Origin of the sequence: Cytobacillus sp. Hm23, from assembly GCF_051842895.1 — a bacterium.
Lineage (GTDB): Bacteria > Bacillota > Bacilli > Bacillales > SM2101 > Nanhaiella.
In genome coordinates, this window is record NZ_JBPXRQ010000008.1 from 172,093 (window position 1) to 193,042 (window position 20,950).

Genomic DNA, 20,950 nt, shown 5'->3' on the forward strand with positions numbered 1-20,950 from the left:
ATATTTTTCTTCCATCTTTTATACTATCTCCAAATTACCTTCAGATTTTTTATATGTTACAAATAAACATTGATACGTAGCTCTTACTCCATGCTCATCTCGGTAATTATTATCATATTGTTTAATTACTTCTTTAAAAAACGATGGTCTCTGACAAGATTTTCCTACATTACTATTATTAGCTCCTATTTTCTTTATTGCAGTAAAAAATTCATGCACTGTCTGAAAATATTCTATTTGAAGGTCTTCTTCCACCTGAAAATATTCACTAGGTGTCTCAAGTTTATTATTAAACGCTCCCTTACTCACGTTTGACAGCTCTAACATCGTGAAAAATGATTGCCCTGCTGCAGTTTCCATTTGAAGGTTCAATTTCTGTTTTGCGCTATCGTAACTTGAATGAAGTTCTCTGAAAGTAAGATTTCCAAAGGTGGAAAATGAGATTACCCCTCCGTTATTTAATGCGCTTCTTAGCTTTGTCAGCACAAGTGGCAAATTATTTAACCATTGGAAGGTCGCATTCGAAATAATTATATCGTAACTTTCTAGCAATTCTATGTCTTCGATATCTGCACATAGAAATGTGACGGCCTTGCCATTCAATCGCTTTCTTGCTATGTCAATCATTCCTGGAGCTAGGTCTACAGCTGTAATTTTTGCATGAGGAAAATTGGTATAAATTAAATTTGTTAAATAGCCAGTTCCGCAACCAATTTCTAAAATATTTAACCTATCCCCATATGTAAATGATGAAAGCTTATTAATTAATTTTTGCGCCATCTTTTTCTGTACGATTGCGTAATTATCATAGGTTTCTGCTCGTTGACTAAAGCGCTTTTTTAATAGCTTCTTATCAATCATCGTCTTTCCCTTTCTTCTATAAATTCCTTAATTAAATTTGCACATGTTTCTATCTCGGTAAAAAATGGTATATGGCCAGAATGATGAAGAATGTGTAGAGTTGAGTTTGTTATCTTCGTGTGAATATACTCGGAAGCTTCGACTGGGCATATATTATCCTCCACGCCATGAATTAATAAACTCGGGACATCAATGCTTGCTAATTCTGCCCGAACATCTTGTTCAATGAGGTAATCTAAACCTTTTATGAGAGAATTTAAGTCCTTATCAAGAGCACTCGCTGTACACAATCGTAAAAATTTATCATAATCTCCCCTTTCATGCTCATGAACAGAAAACATTGAGTGATAAAACGTCTGTAATGTTCTGCCTTTATCTCTTCTCAGTTGCTTCTTCATACGTTCTACAATTCGTGGATTCCACCCCAAGAGATAATTGTCATTCGTAAAACGACTCGTTCCTCCTACTAAAATTAAACCATCAATATTATTATGTTTAGTAGCAATATTTATTGCAGCTATTGAACCCATTGACCATCCAAGAAGATAAACCTCTTTCGTTTTTTCATTTAGTAAAGAGTCCACTCTTTCTTCTAGGCTTGCTCCAGAGATGATGTCTTGCCAGTCGATAAAATTGAAATGAAACAATGGTTCAAGAAGATTAGCCAACGGAAAAAACACTTCTTTTTCCATCCCCCAACCTGGTAACAAAACAATATGTTTTTTCGACATATTAAATCACCTCCAGACTTTTCCCAACATAAATTATCCTATCCAAAGCCCAATTAATATCTTCGCGTGCTTGAGCTGAAGTAATTGTAAAACGTACTCTCGACTCCTTCTCAGGAACTGTAGGGGGTCGAACCGGGATTGCAGCAATACCTTCTTGTTGAAGTAACTTAGCAAATTGTATTGACCGGTCATTTTCTCCTACAAGTATCGGTACAATCTGTGTTTCACTACTACATATATTAAATCCATTTCGTAATAATTTACTACGAAAATAATAAGCTAGGTCATGTAACGACTGTCGCTCCTTACCCGCTTGTTGAACAATTTCAATTGACTTAATTATCGAGCCTAGGACAGCAGGTGGTAATGCAGTTGTATAAATCAAACTACGCATTCGGTTAATTAAATAGTCTATTAACCACTTATCACCGACAACATATGCACCATACGAACCTAATGCCTTACTAAAAGTACCCATTTGGATATCCACCTTACTTTGCAGGTGCTCCATTTCTGCATAACCTGTGCCATTTTCCCCATAAACACCTGATGCATGCGCTTCATCAACCATTAACAATGCATTATAGCGTTCTTTTAATTCGACAAGTCCTTTGAGGTCAGCAATATCCCCATCCATACTAAACACCGTATCTGTAACTATTAATTTTCTTTTCTCTATTGGTTCCCTTTGTAATAAAGCTTCTAAGTGATTTAAGTCTTTATGTCGATAACGTCTATGCTTTGCTCGACTTAAAACAATTCCATCGACTATACTTGCATGGTTTAATTTATCACTAAATACTACATCATCTCGACCGATTAAGGCTGAAATAACCCCTACATTTGCTACATATCCACTGTTAACAATTATTCCAGCTTCTGCGTGTTTCCATTTTATGAGTTCTTTTTCGGCCTTATCGTAAAGGGGGTGACTTCCAACAATTAATCGTGACGATGTAGAGCCTACACCATAATGTTGAATAGCCTCAATCATAGCATGTTTTAAACGTTCGTCTCCTGCTAACCCTAGATAATTATTTGAGGCAAGGTTTAACATTCTTTGCCCTTCTATCGTTAACCATGTTTGATCAGCATTTTCTGTCAATACGAGAGACCTTTTCGCGGATTGGTTATCTAATGCTAATAATTCATCTGTAATGTCTTTTTCCCATCTACTTAAGTGTTCGATCGTTATTCTACCTCCCACAACATATACGTAAAGAGGCTAACTCTGAACACCTGAGCTCGCCTCTTCTTATTTAGTATTCTATATGACTACTAAAGGGAACCTTCCTCAATTTCAAAGCCTAGATCTTCGATCATTTGATGATCAATTGTTGCTGACTGCCCTTCTGTCGTTAGATAATCACCTACAAAGATTGAATTCGCTGCATACAATCCCATTACTTGAAGAGAACGTAAATTAATTTCTCTTCCACCTGACATTCTTATTTCTTTTGACGGATTTATCAAACGGAACAAGGCAAGAACTTTTAAGCAAAAGCGTGGATTTAGTTCATCCATTTTTTCTAGCGGCGTACCTTCAATAGCATTTAAGAAATTTACTGGTATTGAATCAGCATCAATATTACGAAGCTCAACAGCTATGTCATATAAATCATCATGTGATTCTCCCATACCAATAATACATCCAGAACATGGTGAAATGCCGGCTCTTTTGACATTTTCCACGGTCTCAACTCGATCATCATATGTATGAGTCGTTGTTATTTTTTCATGATGTCCAGCACTAGTATTCAAATTATGGTTGTAACGATCTACTCCCGCTTCCTTTAATTGGTCCACTTTATCATTAGAAACAATACCTAAGCAGGCACATATCTTTAATGGCATATCTTCCTTAATTTCCTTTACCGCAGCAACTACTTGTTCTACTTCTTTATCTGTTGCACCGCGTCCGCTCGCGACGATACAATATGTTCCTGCTTTCCTTGCCATAGCTTCACGAGCTCCACTTATAAGCGTATCCTTATCAAGAAGTGTATATTTTTCGACTGGTGCATTAGAAACAATAGATTGAGAGCAATAACCACAATCTTCTGGGCATAACCCACTTTTAGCATTAATAATCATATTTAACTTCACTTTATTACCGTAAAAATGCTTTCTAACTTTGTATGCTGACTGTAATATAGGTAATAGTTCTTCATCTGGAGCTGATAGTACACTTAGTGCCTCATCTCTAGTAATTAACTCCCCTGCTAACGATTTTTCTGCTAACTTATCCCACTGTGAAACATGAATTAGATTTTCCATATAATGTCCTCCTATTTACCCTTATCTTTTATAGTAATTAACATTGTTATAGGCTTTTTTACTTGCATTGCTATTGAGACTAATTTAGGATATCAACTATTAAATTTATGCAATTGACTTTATTTAAAATGCGAAATGATACCACAAACGCTTGATTTATAGATAGTATGAAAAGCACAATCAATGAACAACCTTTTTATATTAAGCAAATACACGGGTGTCCTCTCATATTTGTAACCTTTTCTACAAACGTGACAATCTAATGAATTTACTTCGGGCTTTATTACTTTCAACTAATTATGAATTTATTGCTTTTAATAAACTAGTAATCTTTATTTTTTCATTTACCATGTCCACGACTTGTTCTCGAGTGGCCCCCTCCATCCAAGGCATAACTCCTAGTACAGGAACATCTGTAAACTCTTCAATTAAAGCTGGGTTCGTTTCTTCAGCAATCCCGTATTCATCTTCTTTCAAACCATTTATAATAACACCTAATACATGAAGCCCAGATCTTTTGGCAAATTCAATTGTTAGCAACGTATGGTTAACAGTACCTAGGTTTGGTCGTGCAACGATTAATAAGGGCAGACCAATCTCTTTTGCAACGTCAGACACTAGATAGTTTTTGCCAAGAGGAACTGCCAAACCACCAGCACCTTCAATTAAAAAAGTACTATGTGTTTTTTTCACACGATGCCATGATGCAATTACATCATCTAGCGATACATGTCTTCCTTCTCTCCTTGCCGCAACATATGGTGCAAGTGGTTCTTCGAATTGGTATGGATTAATATCTTCTAATGAATTGCCATCAAGTGACATCTTCTTTAAACATGCTGCGTCACTCTGTGCATCTTCACGACTCATTCCACTAAGCATTGGTTTAAACACACCGACGTCATGACCTCTATCTTTTAATACAGCTGCTAAAGCCCCTGTAACGAAAGTCTTTCCTATTTCTGTATCTGTTCCCGTTACAAAAATACCGCTACTCATTATATTGAGACCCCTCAGTAATTGTATAAATTGCTTCTTTCATAATTGACATCATCGCTTGAAGATCGTCATTAGTACTCGCCAATGGTGGCATAAACACGATAACATCTCCTAGTGGTCTCGTAAGCATTCCTAATTCCCTCATATTCAATGTTACGTTGTAGCCAATACGCTTTTCCCACTGAAACGGCTCTTTCGTTTGTTTGTCTGTTACAAGTTCAATTCCTGTCATCAAGCCGATTTGCCTAATATCTCCAACATGTTTTAATTCATGAAATTCTTCAAATATTTGATGGACGTCTGCTGACTTCTTTTTAACATTGTCAACTATATTTTCATGCTCAAATAACTTAAGGTTAGCTAAAGCTACAGCACATCCTAATTGGTTTCCTGTATAGGAATGACCATGAAAGAATGCTTTCATTTTCGTATAATCATCATAGAAAGCCTCATAAATTTTCTCGCTCGTCATCGTAATTGCGATAGGAAGATACCCTCCTGTCAGCCCTTTACCAGCTGTCATAATATCTGGTACGACCCCTTCATGATTACAAGCAAACATCTCTCCAGTTCTACCGAAGCCAGTGGCAACTTCGTCAGTAATGAGGAGTACATCATATGACTTACAAAGCCTTTCAACTCCTGATAAGAAACCCTTTGGCATGTTGATCATGCCTCCAGCACCTTGCATCATTGGTTCTACTATTAGGGCAGCAATCTCGTTATGACGCTCTTCAAGTAGTAATTGCAGTTTGTTTAAACATTCGTCACGACAAACATCAGCATTAGCAGATGGGTGTCGATATATGTATGGATACGGTGTTTTATAGCTGTCAAACATTAATGGTTTATACACTTTATGAAATATATCTATGTCACCAACACTTACAGCACCAACAGTATCACCATGATATCCGTTGTTCATTGTAATAAACTTTTGCTTTGATGTTTTACCAATGTTTCTCCAATATTGGAAAGCCATTTTTAGCGCAATCTCAACTGATGTTGCACCACTATCTGAATAAAATACTCTATCAAGTCCAGTAGGTGTTAGGTTAACGAGCTGTTCAGCAAGCTCCGTTGCTGGTACATTTGTCATTCCTAGTAAGGTTGAATGTGCTATTTTGTCAAGCTGCGAACGAATCGCATCATCTAGCTCTTTTTTTCTATGTCCATGAACGTTTAACCATACAGAAGAAAAGCCATCATAATAGACCTTTCCTTCAGTATCTTTTAACTTAACCCCCTCTCCACTTTCAATAATGAGAGGATCGCTTTCATAGTCTTTCATTTGTGTAAAAGGTAGCCACAAATGCTTTTTACTTTTTTCAATTAATTGCTCATGATCATTCATTAACAATACCCACCCCTTTTGTTAACTAAAATTAAAAATAAGTTAACATATAGCTATTTTAATCTAACCATGTCGCTATTAATCTGTCAAGATTACTTACAATATTATGTAGGCAACATACATTTATAGCCTATGATTATTTCAACTGAATAACCTAAGAATGGTTTCAAGATACTAAGTAAACATTAACCAGGGTGGCATATTCCATAGCTTTGTGGCTAATGTTAATATGTGTGATATAGTAGAACATTTTTGGTATGACGCAATTCAAGGTTGGATTAATTTCTTATAAAGATTAAACAATTATCGCTCAAACAAGCATTGTTATTAGTAGCAAAACAAAGAGAATTACAAGAGGATGGATATTAATGTATATAATGCTATTAAAGATAGTATCGTTGCCATCGGCATGGCTTCATCTATTTTAATGAAGGACAAAGGGATAAAAGACATAATGATCCAAAAATGACCATCTACAGGATGAGAAATGTGGTTTAACGCGTTTACATAGCTACAAGTATGCAAGGTAGATTACACCTACCATTGTGGTTGAATGATGAAATGGTCGTATCTGATTTTCTCAGATATTTTCTTTTTCATTACGACATTGTGAAAGATATAATAAATCACCTCAAAGCCTACACCAAATATTAAGACATGGAATTCTTGAAAGTAATGGAATAATTTCTCCCTATTTAGATAAAAGTATGTATTGAATGGCGCTAAAAAATATTCAAATCGTTTCATTAATTATGATACATACTTGTTGAAATTGATATAAACACCCTAGGTCAGAGATACATACTAATAAAAATGCTTGGCATATAATATAACATCTCCTTTCATTTTAAGACCTTCCTGAATTTTTTATCATTTTTTCTCGGGAGGTCTTTTTATTTGTTCACCAAATTAGTTTAGAAATTTCTTTTTGGTTTCTGGTGTAGGTAACATACATTCTGTTCTACGCCCAAACCATTTAAAGCGGTTTTTTGCTACCCAATCGTATATAAAATCACGAATTGGGACAGGTATGATTATACACAGATAGAACACCTTCCATAAACCCGACAAATATTTAGACACTTGAAGCGCTGCGGTTGACTTTATATAATATTTATTCCCATTTATAAAAACGAAGCTATCAACATTCGTTGGAACTTGATATGTGACTAACAATTCCTTTGCAACTTCAGACTGCATAGCTGTAAAACGCAATGCATCTCTCTTATCTCTCTTTAATAAAAACTGGACTGCTCCGTTACATAAATTGCAAACTCCATCAAAAACAATAATCGGAGTGGTGTTGTCTTTATTCATCATTCATCTCCACCTAGTTGTTTATTATGTTGAACTTATTCAACTTCTGATTAAATATGGGTTTCTTTCTTAAATTGTAAATTCTAATTAGCACATAATATTTAATACTTAATGCCAAGAAATTTATTCTTTTTCACTCAATTCCTGTAACAGATTGTTTTCTCTATGGTTGGGCATTTTTTTACATAAAATTGTTCAACCTTTTATTAAGCACTTTTCGTAAGCTTTGTTCGTATTTTCAAAATGGGCATGATAATAAGTTTTAATAGAGCTCCATAATTGTAAGAGAAGACCTGATGTCACGAACGCTAGTTGTTTACGTGCTATATGTTAGAACGTATACAACAATCAATACGAAAACCACCTTAAAATAACTACGATCGAAAAAAAGGATTAATATCTACAATACATACTTTATACATTAAATGTAATATATGTCCATACACTAAATAATACTTCTACAACTTAGACTGATGCTTGTGGAAGATCTATTTAAATTTGGAGGGAAAATTGTGACGAAGAATACGGTAAGCTTGATCGTTACTATTGTTGTTGTAATTATCATTGTTATTTTACTTCGATAATGCTTAAACACAATGTATTATCATTCGATTTATATACCAAAATTAATAACACCTATAATATATATACTCATAAAACGCAAAAAAGGGTATTCCTTATGTCGATTATAAACACTAGGATACCCCTTAATATACTTGTCAATATTCTTCTATACTGAAAATCATCTTCGTAATAGTTTCTTTGGCTATCTTTTACTTAATTCAGAAATGGTGTTTTGGGCATCGACATATTCTTTATACATATTGTTTACAATCGTATCTACGGATTCAACAGCTTTAATTGATCCTACACCATGACCTGACGACCAAATATCCTTCCATGCTTTTTTATCAGATTGTGGGTTATTAAAGTCAACACTTGCTTTTTCTGTTAATTTATCAGGATCGAGACCTGCTAATTTAATGCTAGGTGATAGCATATTTGCAGGGATACCTGTAAATGCGTCAGTACAAATTACATCCTCACATGAAGAGGAGACTAACATGTCTTTATATTCTTTTGTCGCCATGCTTTCGCTAGCGGAAATAAACCTTGTCCCCATATAAGCGAGATCAGCTCCAAGAGCCTGTGATGCTAAAATTGCCCGTCCATTTGAGATTGATCCTGCTAGTACTAAAATACCATCAAAAAATTCACGAACCGCTTGAACAAAAGCGAATCCAGAAATTGCCCCAGTATGTCCTCCAGCACCAGAGCTTACAAGTACAAGTCCATCTACATTAAGAGAAGCTGCTTTCTTAGCATGTTTTATAGAATTAACATCCGCAAAAACTTTACCTCCATATGAATGAACAACTTCAATTACTGCAGCTGGATTACCAAGTGCCGTAATAACTATTTGTGGTTTATATGTTTTAATTAATTGTAATTCTTGATGCAACCGTTCGTATGTCGAATGAACAACTAAATTCGCTGCCCAAGGCGCAACTTTTTTATTAGGATTTGCAGTCTTATAGTCACTTAACTCCATCGTAATGGTAGCCATCCATTTCTCTAATATGTCAATTGTACGAGCGTTAGGTGCTGGAAATGATCCAATTATTCCTGCTTTACACTGTGCTAAAACTAGCTCAGGTCCAGAAACTAAAAACATTGGTGCACCAATTACAGGTAGTGTTAGTTGTGAGCTAATTTCGTTAGGTAATTTCATTTCAATCACTCCTTAATTATTTACTTACTTGCGAGTAAATTATGTTATTATTCAGAAGATTAACATAATAATTATTATTGTGCAATTATTGGTGCTTCATATTGAAGAATCATACAATATTTTTGCTCGCTACAATTAATACTAGATCATTGGGATATTCGAATGGTAATTAGGTCGTAATTGTGCTAAATTGGACAAATGCCATGAAATTTTCTGTCCTATTTTTAGTAATCTCATGTACAATAGGAATAAAAGTATTTTTCAATAGATTTTGTGTAAATGGGTTGTGAATAAGGTAGCCTACTTCGTTAATTACCCTTTTAAAGTTATTAATTTTACAGTTCTTCACGTAAACACCGGAGAAGAGAAATTATAAAGAAGGATGAGAAATTTGAAAAGAGGATCAAAAGACGTAACTCCTGAAAAAATTATAGATGTAGCAAAAGAATTATTCTTTAGAAATGGATATAAAACAACTAGTTTAAAAGAAGTAGCTGATGCTCTCAATGTGACTCGACCAGCAATTTATCATTATTTTAAAAGTAAAGATGAAATTATTTTTTCAATTATTGATAAAGTTACTTGGAAAATTACTGATTTTGCAAAAGTCACATTAGCAAGAGAAGATATCAAGGATCATGAAAAATTTCATCTGCTCGTGAAACAACATATTTTATTAATCTTGGAAAACAAAATGGACATTGGCTTGTTTTTTGATGAAAAAAAGAATTTATCAAGTGATTTAATTAATAACTCCTTACAGCATATCCGTCTGTATTATAAACATGCTACTGAACTATATAAAAAAGCTGTAGCATCAGGTGATTTCGTAGATATTCCACCGTCTATCGCAGTGCAAACGATTTTCGGATCATGTAATTGGGCTTATCAATGGTACGATGCTAACGGTCACCTTTCAAAAGAAGAAATTGCAGAAATGATGTCTTCATTACTATTAAACGGTTATAGAAGTAAATAAAAATATGAAGGAGGCGGACAATGAACAAATCAATACTAATGGCTTTCTTTTACATCTTGATTTCAACTTTGATTTGGAACGATAGTGTTCATGCTCAAAGTAATAATAGAGTTGAAAATGCAGAAGACATTACTTTAAATAGTGAAATTGAAACGATTCATGAATTAGATGGTTCAGTATACTATTATTCATTTTCAATTGAACGACATGGAAAATTCATACTGGAGCTACTAACTGAGACAGAAATATTAGATACATATACCATCCTAGATAAAAATAAAGAAGAAATACTATCAAACCCTGCATCCTCAACGTGGATTTTAGGATTACCAAAGGGCTCATATTATTTAGCAGTTTCTACAAAACAAGATCCAGCTGTAAATGCCGAATCATTTACTTTACAAATTAATTTCGAGATAGACAAATATTTCAAAAACTCTTTAGGGACAAACGAAATAGCAAGTGCAACACCTATTGCATTAAATACAACCTATCAAGGTTTTCATTATGCAAACGAGAATGACTACTTCACATTTCAACTCACTCAAAAGGAACGAGTTGGTATAAAAGGGACTTACGCTAATGCAACCTTGTATGATTCTTTAACGTTTAAGTTACTAGATGAAGAAAACAATGTTATCAATTATACTCTAGCTACACCTGAAGGAGGCTTTTTTGAAGCTGAATTAAGTGAAGGAACATATGTTATTGATGTGTGGGGTTCTTCTCCAGAAGGATATTATGACCTTGAGATAACAACAAGTGATTTTAAAGACTTAGCTTTAAATCATTGGGCAGTAAAGGAAGTTCAATTTTTATCAGATTTTGATATTATTAAAGGCTATCAAAATGGTAACTTTGGTCCTGATGATGAGGTTAGACGTGGACAGGCTGCACTTATGTTCGTAAGAGCTCTGAATCTTGACCTGGATAACAGGCCTAATCCAGGATTTGAAGATATAACAACTGATCATATTTATTATAAAGAAATCGCAGCAGTAGTTGATGAAGGTATCTTCCCTAAAGGAGAGACATTCAATGCTTTCGATCCACTGAAACGTAGTGACATGGCCTATGCTCTAGTAAATGCCTATGATTTACAAGGTACTTATAACGGGGACATTGTTGATGTTGATAAGGCAGAACCAAATTACCCCTATATCAATACATTAGCTGCTAATCAAGTCACTAACTTATATAGTGATGGCACATTTAAACCAGAAAGTGTAGTCAATAGAGCACAGTTTTCAGTGTTTTTCGCTAGAATTCTTGACGAAAGATTTAAGTAAGAAAGTGATTAAACATGAAATTATATAGGTCCAAGCAACATTTCTATCAAAAATATGTGAAGGGATTGTGGCATTAGCAACAATCCCCTGAAAGCGACAGTTTACACAAAATAAGCATCTAATGAAAAAGATAACATTTTTTTTTCATTAGATGCTTTATTTTTTAGAAGTCCAATCGTACACAGCCCCTTCCTTATCTATCCCTTTTTCTACTTTAATTTTCAATAACATGACAAAAGTTTCTTCTTCGATCATTTCGTCAATTCCATCCTGAGTATAGTAGTCATAGGGGCGTAAAACTGCTTCATCATTATGTCGGAAGATTGCTAACACCCTTGTTTCCCCTGATTGTAATTGAATCGTTTCGTCTAAAAAAGCATAATCGAATTGGCTAGCACCTGTAGAAAAATATGACTCATTTACATCTAGGACTTGTGGAATTTGATAAACCCCGGGACCATATAAAAAGAACAATTCATGATCTGCTGAATCAATCGTACCAAACCCTATTGAGCCTGTTGAAGTTTTACTTGGATTTCTTCCATAGGATAACTGTATTAGCGGAGAAGCTTTTACTTGTTCTCCATCTTCATATCCTTCAACCCAAATATTAACCCAGCTCTGATCTGCATATGGAAGTTCAAGACTAAAATCACGTAGCCACCCTATGTTTAGCTCTCTAAATGTTTTCTGATAAGATGAACCTTCCTTTTTCGTAATATATGCGACGTAGTCAACATTTTCCTCAGTTGTTGTTTCCTTTGAACATGAAGAAACAGCCATTATAGATAAAATTAGTAATATTAAAAATATTTCACGAGGAATCAACTGTCAGTCACCTCCCTAACAAGTATGTATCAACAAATATTTCTAAATGATATGTTCATTATTATGATAAATCCAAATAAATGTTATTTTCATCTTCGACGTATAGAACGTGAGATAATGAAGGGTTTTAATATTTAGTACTATGAGCAACTATATCTCTATTTTGATCTAAGTCATTGTATAAACTTTAAATTTCATCATGATTACTATCTTACTAGTAATATTTCACACAAGAATAGCTAAGCCCTTTAGCTTATAAAAGCTAACTATAAATTCAATAGAACTTTCAATTTCTCTTAAATACACATTACTTATGTTAAAATCTATACTTCCTAGATTTATTTTATTGTTAAATTCTGCTCTTTTATTGAAATTAATCGTTTGTCATAAATGTGCCCCACTTACGATTATCAAAATGAGATCAATTAATCTTTTACTTCAACATAGAATTCTATATAATCATCATCACTAATTAGAAGCTGTTTTAGGTCGTGTATCTCTATAATTTTTCCCATTAATTGAAGCTTGTTTTTCAGCGCAAACATCTTAATACGTTCCGTAAATTTGCTACTCTCCTCAAGTTTTTCTCTAGGATAGTAAAAATGGATAAAAGTAGAATCAACATAAACAACATCTGCATTGTTAGGAACTTCAATATAAATATCATGATTCTCTAAAGACTTTGCACCAAAATCGGTTATGAAGATTTGCTTATCCTTCAAAAAATCTCCATCAGAGAAATTTGCTGGAGTATTTGTATGAACCTTCTTCAATTTAAATGTCTTATTAATAACTTCAAAGTGATCATTTCTAGTAGTTGGCAAGTCTTTTGCCATCTTTAACACATTTCTTTGATTAATCAATTTTTCTATTTCATTATCTATTTCTTTAATATAATGACTAATGATGTCTTTTTTTTCATCAATATCTCCTTTATTCAATAGTTCTTTAATATCTGAAATACTCATACCTAATTCTCGATATAAATTAATTTTAAAGGTTTGGAAAAAGTCCTCATCTGTAAATACATTGTAATTATTGTCATCCTTGTTAATATCAAGTATCCCTTTTTTCTGCCAATGTCTTATAGTATCTTTACTAATTCCTACGTATTTACTTATTTGACCCATTCTATATCTATTATTCATTCCAGAAGATCGACCTCCATGAAGTATTTTATTATATTTTTTTGTTGACTGTTGACTTGGTCAACACCTTAAGGTTTTACTTGAGGTGAAAAAAATGAATAAAACGGAATTCACAAAAATTTACAAAGAATATTCACATAGGGTTATAACGACAAAATTGGTTATGGCTCTTGCATCAAGCGCTGACCACATTATAGCAGCAACTTTTATCAGTTCAGCGGTTCTGGCTTCGATAACATTAATAAACCCAATGTTATTCTTCATATTTGCCTTTGCATTTATGTTTACATCTGGATTAGGTTCCTACATTGGATTACTCGTAGGAAAGCAAGAGATTCATAAAGCTAACCAAACTGCAAGCTTTATAATCATCATTTTCTCTGTCTTAGCAGCATTATTATCCATTTTCACATCTACTAATGCCAGTAAAGTTGCAAGTTTATTGGGGGCATCAGGCGATTACCACATAATCGCTACAGAATATTTGAAATATTTATCTATTGCCTTTTTTCCACAAATGGTTTCATTAGTTTTAGACAGTCTGGTAATGAATGATGGAAGTCCTAAGTTTAATTTTAAAGTAAATATTGTAACATTAGTCATGAATGTTGTTTTAAATATTATCTTTGTTGTAGTTTTCAATCAAGGTGTAATTGGACTAGCTATAGCAACACTTATTAGTCACAGTTACCATTTAATTGCAGATATATTTTATCTCTTATTTAAATCAAAAACAATAAATATTAGTTTTCCTAAGATGAACTTCAAAGCACTTAAGAGAGTGTTATACAACGGAAGTAGTGACTTTTTCAGTGTCTTTATCGAATCAATCATGATTTTTATTATAAATGTTTCGATCTTAAAATTCCTTCCTAACGAATATCTTGAGGCATATGCAGCCTCATCAATATTTACACTATTTATAACAAAGATATATTTAGGATCACAAACTGGATTACAGCCTATAACCTCAAGGTTGATGGGAGAAAAAAAATACATTGATTTAAAAAGGCTTTTTGTTTTCTCTTTGAAAATAAGTACAATATATGCATTTGTGTTCTATGTAGTACTTATTCCTATTGTATGGTTTGGATTACCTTTTTTGTTAAATGATGTTCAATTAAATAAAGTTGCTTTCACTTTATATTTAGGAGTTGGTTTTGCAGCTGTACTATCCAATGTAGGAATACAATCGTCCATTTATTTCACATCAATAAATCGCCCTTTAGAGTCATTAGCTGTTGCTGTTTTAAGAACATTAATTTTAATTCCTCTATTGAGTTATACTATGATTTGTATATTTAAGGTGGCCGGAATTACACTTGGGTTATTAATTCCAGAAATATTGTTAACTATAGGGTTTATCTATTACTTTAACAAATTAGATCTATCACAATTAAAGGTGTAACTGGAATTTTATTTAAAATATATCCCTTTTTAAATTAAAGCTATTCCAAATACTCTTAATGAAGATCAAAAGTAAGGAATAGGAACACTGATATTAATGAAAATAAATAAAAGCTAGAGGGAACCTTATCGTAGAATGGGACTTTTATATAAAAACAAAGCAAATTCAAAGTATTTTTGTAGCAAATGATTAAACAAACATATTATAGTTAGGAGATAATGATATAATTGGTAATAAGTGGGAAATAAGAAAAGCGAAGGTTAGTGATGCAAAGGATCTTAAAAACTGTATGGATGCAGCTTACTCGGTGTACTTGAATAGATTCAAAGAGAAACTTCCACCGATGAATGTTGATTATGAAGAGGAGATAGCATTATATCCTTTATGGGTAGCAGAATCTGATAACGAGGTAATTGGTGGTCTGGTTTTGTTGTTTGAGGATGAATATTCTACTCTAGCTAATGTGGCAGTACATCCTAACTACCAAGGATTAGGTTTAGGAAGAAGTCTTTTACAATTCGCGGAAACAGAAGCAAGGAGCAGAGGGTATATGGAAATACGGTTAGCAACTCATGTATTATTGACAGAGAATATTTCTTATTATCTACATTTAGGTTGGATTGAGTTTGATCGGGACGCTAAGCGCGTTTATATGAAAAAAAATATATAAAGTTAAAGACGATCTACTTAACGTGTCTTAACCTAATAAGTGAATCTATTTTCGTTCTACAGGTTTTAATTCTTAACCGACAAATACATATAACCAAGCGCAAAATTTGGTTATATGTATTTGTAAAATTGTAGAACATTCTTTTTCACATTACTGATATATATAAATAAAAATTATGTATACTTCAAATCTCACTTGTTGAATAGTCAGTGTTTTAAAAAATGGAGATTATCTGTAGTTTACTGTTTCATTTTTCAAGTTCATCTTTTATTTATATACATTTATTCATACGAAAGAAATTATATCTTGTTACTGGCATAAGAAAAAGCCCCGTTATTTTCTAATACCCCAATAACCTGAACCGTCGTTAAATAATGCTTCATCAAATAATCTTTGAATTTCAATTTTCAAACCCTTTCTATTTATGTCGATTTTTCAGGTCTACCTCACCTTTCACACCTTTTAATAAAGGATGTATATGTAGGATGGTATGCTAATCAGTGAAATTTAAAAAAGCGTCCCTTACTTTACACAATATATAGTGAAAGCTAGAGACACTGACATTATAATTCGTTAATGGTAACTTTTCTTCTAGCTAACCACCTGGACAGTAATCCATGCTTGGGTGCTAAGAAAAATGTGATAGCGAAGATGATCCCAGCAGCTGTTGCCATTGCTCCAGCGATTGATACATTCCACAAGACGGCTGCATAGTATCCAAGAACAGCTGCTAACACCCCGATAATAGCACTTATGACGAGCATGATACTAAGCCTTTCTGTTAATAAATAGGCTGTTGCACCAGGTACGATGAGCATTGCAACAACAAGAATTGCCCCTACACTATCGAAGGATGCAACAGTTGAAATCGATACCATCCCCATAAGTAAATAGTGTATAAACATAACTGGAATTCCTAATGCTAACGCCATTTCTGGATCGAAAGAAGCTATTTTTATTTCCTTATAAAATAAAATAATCAAAATGAGGTTTATGACAAGTACAGAACCTAACATCCATACTGCCTTTGGACCTAAATTGTAGCCTGCAATTTCAATTGTATCCCATGGGATAAATGTGATTTCACCCATTAACGCATGATCAACATCTAGATGTACATTATCAGCGTATAATGAGAGCAGAATAACACCGACTGCAAACAGCGAAGTAAAAACAACACCTATAGCTGCATCTGATTGTACTCCACTTGAATCAAGAAGCTGAACAAAAAAAGCAGTAAGTAAGCCTACTATAACAGCCCCTATTAGCATGTTTATCCCGTCTAAGCTATTGCTTATTAAATAAGCTCCAACAATTCCTAATAAAACTGTATGGCTAATTGCATCTGCAAGCATCGCCATTTTACGCAATATTAAAAAACATCCGATCATTCCACAAGTAATACCTACAAGTGAACCAGTAATTATTATCCAAGCTGCATAACTCATGAGCTTGCCCCTCCATGTCCTTTTACCTTTTGTCGATGCGTTTCAGTTGATGTAGGGCTAAAAACAGTGTGTAAGCTGCCTTCCGAACTAGGCACTAGCTTTGGTTGCCTTTCGTATTGAATTAATAATTGCTTCAACTCATCAACTACATTTTTCGGTAAATCTAATATTGATGAATGATTATCATGTTTTACATGAAATGCTGCAAATTTCATCTCGTGCATTAAATAAACTTCCATTAATCTATGTTTTAATACTACATTAAAAGCTTCATTTACCCCTTTTTCGGTTAAACGCCACGAAAGATTATGTTCTTTTTTCACAATACCTTCTTTTGAAAATTGTAATAATACTTTGTTTAACTGTCGACTCGATAGAGGCCGTTTTTTGTTAATCTCTCTTTCTTCCATTGCACGAAGGTAATGACTATTGTCCGTATTAATCATTTCTTCAGCAATATCATATAATGATAGTAATATATTTTCCTTCGCTACGAGTTTTCTAAGCTTTAGTAAACGAATTCCTTTCATTAATAAACCGCGATTTGGCGCAAAAATCATCGAAATAAGAAAGCTGATAGTTGCTGCGACGATAATTAATGGACCTGTAGGCATACCTTTTGTTGTCGTACTAATTAATGTACCTAATATTCCTGAAACTGCACCTATTGCACCAGAAATAATGACCATGTAATCAAGCCTCTCTGTCCAATAACGAGCAGCTATGGCTGGTGTAATAAGCATAGCTGCCATTAAGACAACTCCAACTGCTTGTAAGCCAATGACAACTGCACCAACTATTAGCACCATTAATAATGCATTTAATACACCTGTTGGTAATCCAATCCCTTTTGCAAACTGAGGGTCAAATGTTAGAAGCTTAAATTCTTTAAACAATAGTAATGTAATAACGAGCATCGTTATAGCTACACCAGATATAACTTTTACATCCGTACCTATTAGCGATGCAGCTTGCCCAAAGATAAAGTCGTCTAAACCGCTTTGATTCCCGGAACTGTTTTGTGCAATAAATGTTAATAAGACAATTCCAAAACCAAAAAACACAGATAGAATTAAGCCAATCGCTGTATCTTCCTTAATTCTCGTAAAGGATATTATAGACTGAATAAAATAAGTTGCTATTAAGCCTGAAATTGCTGCACCGATTAGAAATAACACAATTGACTTTGAACCGTAAAGTAAAAAAGCAATACATATCCCAGGTAAAGCAGCATGTGCCATCGCATCTCCTAGTAAACTCTGCTTTCGAAGTAATGCAAAGCTCCCTAACACACCGCTAGCAATCCCTAATAAAACGGTTCCTATTAACACCCATTGAGTATTTGCATCTGATAACGTGCTAATGAGTGTAGCCCACATAATATTTCACTCCTATTGTTCAACTAATGCATTTCCGTGTTCAAGAAATGCCAATCGTCCACCGTATGTTTTTTGTAAATTATCAATTGTAAATACTTCTTCTGTAGGACCAATTGCGATTTTCCTCATGTTTAAAAGCAGCACCCAATCAAAATATTCCTTTACTGTTTGTAAATCATGATGTACAACGAGGACTGTTTTTCCTTGTGATTTTAATTCTGTCAATAAAGCAACGATTGCTTTTTCGGTAGCTGCGTCGACACCAACAAAAGGTTCATCCATAAAATATACTGTTGCATCTTGTGCCAATGCTCTTGCAAGAAATACACGTTGCTGTTGTCCACCTGATAACTGACTAATTTGTCTATTAGCAAACTCCCTCATCCCAACTTTATCTAGACAAGAAAGAGCAAACTCTACATCCTTCTTATGTGGCCTGCGAAACCATCCAACGTGACCGTATCTCCCCATTAAAACTACATCTAATGCATTTGTTGGGAAATCCCAATCAACAGAGCCTCTTTGTGGTACGTACCCTACAAGCTGTCGTTGAGCTTTATACGGCTTTTCATAAATTTGAACATCTCCACTTGCCTTTGGAATTAACCCAAGTATTGCTTTAATCAACGTCGACTTCCCAGCTCCATTAGGACCAATAACACCTATAAGCTTTCCCTCTGGAACAGTGAAGCTCACTTCTTGTAATACGGGTTTGCGATGATATGCAACTGTGACGTTTTCTACTTGTACCGGATTCATCATTTATACTCCTTTACACATTATTTCAACGCTGAAACAATCGTATCAATATTATGCATATACATTCCTTCATACGTACCTTCTTCAGTTCCTTGTTCTCCCATTGCATCTGAATACAATGATCCCCCAATTGTTACTTCATGCCCTTGTTCTTTTGCACCTTCAACAACAGCATTAATTGATTTTTCGGAAATACTACTCTCAATAAATACTGCTTTAATTTTTCTATCAACTAATAAATCTACTAAATTTTGAACATCTTTTAGACCATACTCTGCATCAGTACTTAACCCTTGTAAACCCATTACCTCAATACCATATGCATCGCCAAAATAGCCAAATGCATCATGAGCTGTAACGAGAACACGACTTTCTTCTGGTATTTGAACAAGCTGTTCTTCAGCGTACGCCTTTATTTCTTTTAAAGTGTCAATATACTTTTCAGCATTGGCATGATAAGTATCAGCATGCTCAGGGTCCAATTGTGCTAACCCCTCACTAACGGCTTTTACAGAATATGCCCAAAGGTCAGTGTCAAACCAAACATGTGGATCTACAGCTTTTGTATCTCCTTGTTTTGCTAACAACATATCTTCAGGAACTGTCTCACTTACGGCATACGTAGGCTTTTCAGCTCTCATTTTTTCAAATATTTCGTTCATTTTTCCTTCTAAATGTAGTCCGTTATAAAAAATAATATCTGCTTCACTCAATTTCTTAATATCCCCTTGAGAAGCTTGAAATAAATGAGGATCTATCCCAGGCCCCATAAGAGGCGTTACTTCCACATACTCACCGCCTACATTTTCAACAATATCTGCAATTTGACCGATTGTCGTCGTAACCGTAATAAGGCTATCTGATTTATTAGTTTGTGTTGTATCATCACTACATCCAGCAGCTAAGATGATAAAAGTTAACAAACTAGTAAGCAATAACAATAGTTTTTTCTTCATATTAAACCCTCCGATTTATCTGTTTTTGATTAACGCTATTTTATTGGACTAGCGCAACTTTTGAACAAAAAAATAATGTTCATTAGCTACTTTTGTATATTATGCCAATAATATAGGAAGTTTAAAATACATTTTTCATTACCGCCAATTAAATAGTCAAAGACAATTGTTTTTCCCTAAGGAAACTTTATCAAAAGATATGCCCATTTGTCAATAATGAAATTCATTATTAATCAATTAACAACATATATTCATCTGTATCATGGATAATGCTAAGTCTTTACATCTGTATCATATGATTATTACAGCTTAATAATCAATTCTTCATAAGTGTTCATTGAAGGAAGACTATAGTCTTCCTAAGACATTTGCTGATTTCCTTTATATTCTTTTGTCTTTCCACGAACGTACTTTAGAAATTTTTTCATCCCATTCTTTTCAATACTGAAACATATGTTTCTTGTGAGTCCTGTTTATCAAATATTTCTCCCATTATTGTTGTTACTCGAAGTTATGTTTTTCTTTTAATTGAAATGATAGGTTATAAGTTGAAACTTTTCCATTCAACTCCTCCATTGCTTTCTTCCTAAATTGAAGCATATAAACAGTATGATTATTAGATTATCTAGATTTCAAACTTCCAAAACATTGAGCTATAATAGAAAAAGGCGCTAATCATATTTTGTACTGCACCCCAATTGTTAGACACAACTATCAATTGGAGGTGTTGTTTTTTATTAGTAAATTTTCTGCTGAAGTAAAAATTAATGCGGTAAAACAATTTCTTAATGGGAAGGACAGTGGTGAATCTATTA

18 protein-coding genes are annotated in these 20,950 nt (G+C 33.8%); 4 read left to right on the forward strand and 14 right to left on the reverse strand.

Features of this window, described 5'->3' with window-relative positions; translation table 11 throughout:
* Positions 1-18: 18 nt before the first annotated feature.
* The 8 genes from bioC to ACSVDA_RS07180 form a co-directional block, all read right to left on the reverse strand.
* The gene (gene bioC, locus ACSVDA_RS07145; protein WP_485881990.1) at positions 19-861 is read right to left on the reverse strand and encodes a malonyl-ACP O-methyltransferase BioC; all 843 of its coding nucleotides are present in this window, start codon (positions 859-861) and stop codon (positions 19-21) included.
* Positions 858-1,592: an alpha/beta fold hydrolase gene (locus tag ACSVDA_RS07150; protein WP_485881991.1), complete on the reverse strand. Its 735-nt coding sequence runs from the start codon at positions 1,590-1,592 to the stop codon at positions 858-860. Before ACSVDA_RS07150 ends, bioC begins: the two co-directional genes overlap by 4 nt.
* A 1-nt stretch (position 1,593) precedes the next feature.
* Entirely contained in the window at positions 1,594-2,799 is a 1,206-nt protein-coding gene (bioF, locus tag ACSVDA_RS07155; RefSeq protein WP_485881993.1) for an 8-amino-7-oxononanoate synthase, read from the reverse strand.
* Between the two features lie 71 nt (positions 2,800-2,870).
* Positions 2,871-3,869 (reverse strand): biotin synthase BioB, encoded by a 999-nt coding sequence (gene bioB, locus ACSVDA_RS07160; RefSeq protein WP_485881994.1) that lies wholly within the window; start codon positions 3,867-3,869, stop codon positions 2,871-2,873.
* 297 nt (positions 3,870-4,166) lie between these two features.
* Entirely contained in the window at positions 4,167-4,868 is a 702-nt protein-coding gene (gene bioD, locus ACSVDA_RS07165; protein WP_485881996.1) for a dethiobiotin synthase, read from the reverse strand.
* A complete protein-coding gene (gene bioA, locus ACSVDA_RS07170) occupies positions 4,861-6,222 on the reverse strand; it encodes an adenosylmethionine--8-amino-7-oxononanoate transaminase (RefSeq protein ID WP_485881998.1) in 1,362 nt (453 codons plus the stop codon). The genes bioD and bioA overlap by 8 nt, the downstream gene beginning before the upstream one ends.
* A 909-nt stretch (positions 6,223-7,131) precedes the next feature.
* Positions 7,132-7,542, reverse strand: a complete 411-nt coding sequence (locus ACSVDA_RS07175; RefSeq protein ID WP_485882000.1) for a thiol-disulfide oxidoreductase DCC family protein — start codon at positions 7,540-7,542, stop codon at positions 7,132-7,134.
* 763 nt (positions 7,543-8,305) lie between these two features.
* Complete coding sequence (locus tag ACSVDA_RS07180) at positions 8,306-9,271, reverse strand: NAD(P)H-dependent flavin oxidoreductase (protein WP_485882002.1); 966 nt, start codon at positions 9,269-9,271, stop codon at positions 8,306-8,308.
* A 391-nt stretch (positions 9,272-9,662) separates the two neighbouring features.
* Between ACSVDA_RS07180 and ACSVDA_RS07185 the strand changes: the two genes are divergently transcribed.
* Positions 9,663-10,250, forward strand: a complete 588-nt coding sequence (locus tag ACSVDA_RS07185) for a TetR/AcrR family transcriptional regulator (RefSeq protein ID WP_485882004.1) — start codon at positions 9,663-9,665, stop codon at positions 10,248-10,250.
* A gap of 20 nt (positions 10,251-10,270) precedes the next feature.
* Positions 10,271-11,539 carry an S-layer homology domain-containing protein gene (locus tag ACSVDA_RS07190; protein WP_485882006.1) on the forward strand — a complete coding sequence of 423 codons (1,269 nt, stop codon included), beginning with the start codon at positions 10,271-10,273 and terminating at the stop codon, positions 11,537-11,539.
* 156 nt (positions 11,540-11,695) lie between these two features.
* On the opposite strand, the gene ACSVDA_RS07195 is transcribed toward ACSVDA_RS07190, so the two are convergent.
* Positions 11,696-12,367, reverse strand: coding sequence for a hypothetical protein (locus ACSVDA_RS07195; RefSeq protein WP_485882008.1), 672 nt, complete (start codon positions 12,365-12,367; stop codon positions 11,696-11,698).
* A 425-nt stretch (positions 12,368-12,792) separates the two neighbouring features.
* A complete protein-coding gene (locus ACSVDA_RS07200; RefSeq protein ID WP_485882009.1) occupies positions 12,793-13,515 on the reverse strand; it encodes a MerR family transcriptional regulator in 723 nt (240 codons plus the stop codon).
* A 94-nt stretch (positions 13,516-13,609) separates the two neighbouring features.
* On the opposite strand from ACSVDA_RS07200, the gene ACSVDA_RS07205 reads away from it, so the two are divergent.
* Both ACSVDA_RS07205 and ACSVDA_RS07210 read left to right on the forward strand, forming a co-directional pair.
* On the forward strand, positions 13,610-14,923 hold the full coding sequence (locus tag ACSVDA_RS07205) for an MATE family efflux transporter (RefSeq protein WP_485882011.1): 1,314 nt from the start codon (positions 13,610-13,612) through the stop codon (positions 14,921-14,923).
* Between the two features lie 289 nt (positions 14,924-15,212).
* Positions 15,213-15,593 carry a GNAT family N-acetyltransferase gene (locus ACSVDA_RS07210; protein ID WP_485882012.1) on the forward strand — a complete coding sequence of 127 codons (381 nt, stop codon included), beginning with the start codon at positions 15,213-15,215 and terminating at the stop codon, positions 15,591-15,593.
* 563 nt (positions 15,594-16,156) lie between these two features.
* On the opposite strand, the gene ACSVDA_RS07215 is transcribed toward ACSVDA_RS07210, so the two are convergent.
* Genes ACSVDA_RS07215 through ACSVDA_RS07230 form a run of 4 tightly spaced genes read right to left on the reverse strand, consistent with a single transcriptional unit; the run spans position 16,157 to position 20,135 of the window.
* Entirely contained in the window at positions 16,157-17,041 is an 885-nt protein-coding gene (locus ACSVDA_RS07215; protein WP_485882013.1) for a metal ABC transporter permease, read from the reverse strand.
* The gene (locus tag ACSVDA_RS07220; RefSeq protein ID WP_485882015.1) at positions 17,038-18,420 is read right to left on the reverse strand and encodes a metal ABC transporter permease; all 1,383 of its coding nucleotides are present in this window, start codon (positions 18,418-18,420) and stop codon (positions 17,038-17,040) included. Before ACSVDA_RS07220 ends, ACSVDA_RS07215 begins: the two co-directional genes overlap by 4 nt.
* A gap of 12 nt (positions 18,421-18,432) precedes the next feature.
* Positions 18,433-19,179 (reverse strand): metal ABC transporter ATP-binding protein, encoded by a 747-nt coding sequence (locus ACSVDA_RS07225; protein WP_485882017.1) that lies wholly within the window; start codon positions 19,177-19,179, stop codon positions 18,433-18,435.
* 20 nt (positions 19,180-19,199) lie between these two features.
* Positions 19,200-20,135: a metal ABC transporter solute-binding protein, Zn/Mn family gene (locus ACSVDA_RS07230; protein ID WP_485882019.1), complete on the reverse strand. Its 936-nt coding sequence runs from the start codon at positions 20,133-20,135 to the stop codon at positions 19,200-19,202.
* Positions 20,136-20,950: the final 815 nt, after the last annotated feature.